General features: G+C 60.2%; 1 protein-coding gene and 3 rRNA genes. All 4 read right to left on the bottom strand.

The window, feature by feature from the left end; genetic code table 11:
- Positions 1-651, bottom strand: a 651-nt coding sequence (locus tag V7E46_RS26970; RefSeq protein ID WP_333770837.1) for a hypothetical protein, incomplete at its 3' end; no start/stop codon positions are given.
- Positions 652-918: 267 nt separating this feature from the next.
- Positions 919-1,013: ribosomal RNA gene (gene rrf, locus V7E46_RS26965) — 5S ribosomal RNA — on the bottom strand.
- 1 nt (position 1,014) lies between these two features.
- Positions 1,015-1,131, bottom strand: a 5S ribosomal RNA gene (rrf, locus tag V7E46_RS26960).
- Between the two features lie 239 nt (positions 1,132-1,370).
- Positions 1,371-4,498 (bottom strand): 23S ribosomal RNA (locus V7E46_RS26955).
- Positions 4,499-4,517 lie beyond the last annotated feature (19 nt).

Raw genomic sequence — 4,517 nt, 5'->3', positions numbered from 1 at the left:
CACCGGGACGGTCACCCTCACGACGCGGACCGTCGTAACGCGGACGGTCATCACGCGGACCGTCGTAACGCGGACGGTCGCCACCGGGACGGTCGTAGCGCGGCCGGTCATCACGGGCCGAACGGTCATCACGCGGCCGGTCGTAGCGCGGACGATCGTCACGGGGCCCGTTGAAACGGGGACGGTCGCCACCAGGACGGTCATCGCGACGGAAGCCACCGCCGCCACCACCGGGACGGTCACCCTCACGACGCGGACCGTCGTAACGCGGACGGTCATCACGGGGACCGTTGAAGCGCGGACGGTCGCCACCCGGACGGTCATCGCGCGGACCGTTGAAGCGCGGACGGTCACCACCCGGACGGTCATCGCGCGGACCGTTGAAGCGCGGACGGTCACCACCCGGACGGTCATCGCGACGGAAACCGCCGCCGCCACCGCTGCCACCGCCGGCCGGACGGTCATAGCGGGGGCGGTCGTTACCGCGGAAGCCGCCACCACCGCCGCCACCGGGGCGGTCGTCGCGGCGGAAGCCGCCACCACTCCCGCCGGGGCGGTCGCCGTCACGACGCGGGCCACCGCGCGGACGGTCATCACGCCGGTCGTCACGCGGACGATCGTCACGCCGGTCATCGCGGCGGAAGCCGCCACCGCTGGGACGGTCACCGTCCCTTCGCGGGGCACCACTGCGGTAACCCCCGCGGTCGCCACCGCCGTTCGGGCGCGAGTCCCGGCGTTCGGGACGCTCGGGCCGGTCTTCAGGCGAGTTGGACATCGACGTGACTCCTCGGATCGTGCTGCTGTAGTACAAGTCTCCCGTAACCACGGGGAAGGCGCGCTTTGTGGGCGCCATACAAAAAGACCCCTGGTCCTAGCGCTTAGGCCAGGACCAGGGGTCTGGAAAGATTGTTCGGCGGTGTCCTACTCTCCCACAGGGTCCCCCCTGCAGTACCATCGGCGCTGAAAGGCTTAGCTTCCGGGTTCGGAATGTAACCGGGCGTTTCCCNAATAATTGTTCGGCGGTGTCCTACTCTCCCACAGGGTCCCCCCTGCAGTACCATCGGCGCTGAAAGGCTTAGCTTCCGGGTTCGGAATGTAACCGGGCGTTTCCCTAACGCTATGACCACCGAAACGCTATCGGGTCGCCCCGCCGCGCAGGCGGGACATCGACAGAGTCCAAGCGAACAAGCACACTTTTCAGTTAAGTGAATCTGTTCAACCGGTGCGACTGTTCGCAACCCGGGAACCAAACAGTGGACGCGAGCAAATGAGGACAAGCCCTCGGCCTATTAGTACCGGTCAGCTCCACCCCTTACGAGGCTTCCACATCCGGCCTATCAACCCAGTCGTCTACTGGGAGCCTTACCCNTGAGGACAAGCCCTCGGCCTATTAGTACCGGTCAGCTCCACCCCTTACGAGGCTTCCACATCCGGCCTATCAACCCAGTCGTCTACTGGGAGCCTTACCCCATCAAGTGGGTGGGAGCCCTCATCTCGAAGCAGGCTTCCCGCTTAGATGCTTTCAGCGGTTATCCCTCCCGAACGTAGCCAACCAGCCATGCCCTTGGCAGGACAACTGGCACACCAGAGGTTCGTCCGTCCCGGTCCTCTCGTACTAGGGACAGCCCTTCTCAAGACTCCTACGCGCGCAGCGGATAGGGACCGAACTGTCTCACGACGTTCTAAACCCAGCTCGCGTACCGCTTTAATGGGCGAACAGCCCAACCCTTGGGACCGACTCCAGCCCCAGGATGCGACGAGCCGACATCGAGGTGCCAAACCATCCCGTCGATATGGACTCTTGGGGAAGATCAGCCTGTTATCCCCGGGGTACCTTTTATCCGTTGAGCGACGGCGCTTCCACAAGCCACCGCCGGATCACTAGTCCCTACTTTCGTACCTGCTCGACCCGTCAGTCTCACAGTCAAGCTCCCTTGTGCACTTACACTCAACACCTGATTGCCAACCAGGCTGAGGGAACCTTTGGGCGCCTCCGTTACCCTTTAGGAGGCAACCGCCCCAGTTAAACTACCCACCAGACACTGTCCCTGATCCGGATCACGGACCGAGGTTAGACATCCAGCACGACCAGAGTGGTATTTCAACGACGACTCCACCACGGCTGGCGCCATAGCTTCACAGTCTCCCACCTATCCTACACAAGCCGAACCGAACACCAATATCAAGCTATAGTAAAGGTCCCGGGGTCTTTCCGTCCTGCTGCGCGAAACGAGCATCTTTACTCGTAGTGCAATTTCACCGGGCCTATGGTTGAGACAGTCGAGAAGTCGTTACGCCATTCGTGCAGGTCGGAACTTACCCGACAAGGAATTTCGCTACCTTAGGATGGTTATAGTTACCACCGCCGTTTACTGGCGCTTAAGTTCTCAGCTTCGCCACACCGAAATGTGACTAACCGGTCCCCTTAACGTTCCAGCACCGGGCAGGCGTCAGTCCGTATACATCGCCTTACGGCTTCGCACGGACCTGTGTTTTTAGTAAACAGTCGCTTCTCGCTGGTCTCTGCGGCCACACCCAGCTCAAGGAGCACGTCCCATCACCGAACATGGCCCCCCTTCTCCCGAAGTTACGGGGGCATTTTGCCGAGTTCCTTAACCATAGTTCACCCGAACGCCTCGGTATTCTCTACCTGACCACCTGAGTCGGTTTAGGGTACGGGCCGCCGTAAAACTCGCTAGAGGCTTTTCTCGACAGCATAGGATCATCCACTTCACCACAATCGGCTCGGCATCAGGTCTCAGACTATATGCCACCCGGATTTACCTGGATGACGTCCTACACCCTTACCCCGGGACAACCACCGCCCGGGCTGGACTACCTTCCTGCGTCACCCCATCACTTACCTACTACCCCCTCGGGTCAGCGGCTCCACCACTCCCCCTCACTCCGAAGAGATCAGAGGCGGCTTCACGGCCTTAGCATCAAAGGATTCAGCACTGGGCGCTTTACAGCGGGTACCGGAATATCAACCGGTTGTCCATCGACTACGCCTGTCGGCCTCGCCTTAGGTCCCGACTTACCCTGGGCAGATCAGCTTGACCCAGGAACCCTTAGTCAATCGGCGCAAGAGTTTCCCACTCTTGTATCGCTACTCATGCCTGCATTCTCACTCGTGAACCGTCCACCACTGCCTTCCGGCGCAGCTTCACCCGGCACACGACGCTCCCCTACCCATCACAGCAGGCGTTGGCCCTCAATGCTGCAATGACACGACTTCGGCGGTACGCTTGAGCCCCGCTACATTGTCGGCGCGGAATCACTTGACCAGTGAGCTATTACGCACTCTTTCAAGGATGGCTGCTTCTAAGCCAACCTCCTGGTTGTCTCTGCGACTCCACATCCTTTCCCACTTAGCGTACGCTTAGGGGCCTTAGTCGATGCTCTGGGCTGTTTCCCTCTCGACCATGGAGCTTATCCCCCACAGTCTCACTGCCGCGCTCTCACTTACCGGCATTCGGAGTTTGGCTAAGGTCAGTAACCCGGCAGGGCCCATCGCCTATCCAGTGCTCTACCTCCGGCAAGAAACACACGACGCTGCACCTAAATGCATTTCGGGGAGAACCAGCTATCACGGAGTTTGATTGGCCTTTCACCCCTAACCACAGGTCATCCCCCAGGTTTTCAACCCTGGTGGGTTCGGTCCTCCACGACCTCTTACAGCCGCTTCAACCTGCCCATGGCTAGATCACTCCGCTTCGGGTCTTGAGCGTGCTACTCAACCGCCCTATTCGGACTCGCTTTCGCTACGGCTACCCCACACGGGTTAACCTCGCAACACACCGCAAACTCGCAGGCTCATTCTTCAAAAGGCACGCAGTCACGACGTTGAACGACAAGTCGCCCAACGCGACGCTCCCACGGCTTGTAGGCACACGGTTTCAGGTACTATTTCACTCCGCTCCCGCGGTACTTTTCACCATTCCCTCACGGTACTATCCGCTATCGGTCACCAGGGAATATTTAGGCTTAACGGGTGGTCCCGCCAGATTCACACAGGATTTCTCGGGCCCTGTGCTACTTGGGTGATCTCCAAGAGAGCCGCTCATGTTTCAGCTACGGGGGTCTTACCCTCTACGCCGGACCTTTCGCATGTCCTTCGCCTACACAAACGGTTTCTCACTCTCCGACCGGCCGGCAGACCGGTCAAGGAAACTCCCACGACCCCGCACACGCAACCCCTGCCGGGTATCACACGTGAACGGTTTAGCCTCATCCGGTTTCGCTCGCCACTACTCCCGGAATCACGGTTGTTTTCTCTTCCTGCGGGTACTGAGATGTTTCACTTCCCCGCGTTCCCTCCACATACCCTATGTGTTCAGGTATGGGTGACAGCCCATGACGACTGCCGGGTTTCCCCATTCGGACACCCCCGGATCAAAGCTCGGTTGACAGCTCCCCGGGGCCTATCGTGGCCTCCCACGTCCTTCATCGGTTCCTGGTGCCAAGGCATCCACCGTGCGCCCTTAAAAACTTGGCCACAGATGCTCGCGTCCACT

It is taken from the genome of Streptomyces sp. IBSBF 2435, from assembly GCF_036815005.1.
Taxonomy (GTDB): domain Bacteria; phylum Actinomycetota; class Actinomycetes; order Streptomycetales; family Streptomycetaceae; genus Actinacidiphila.
This window is presented reverse-complemented; position numbering and strand designations above follow the sequence as displayed.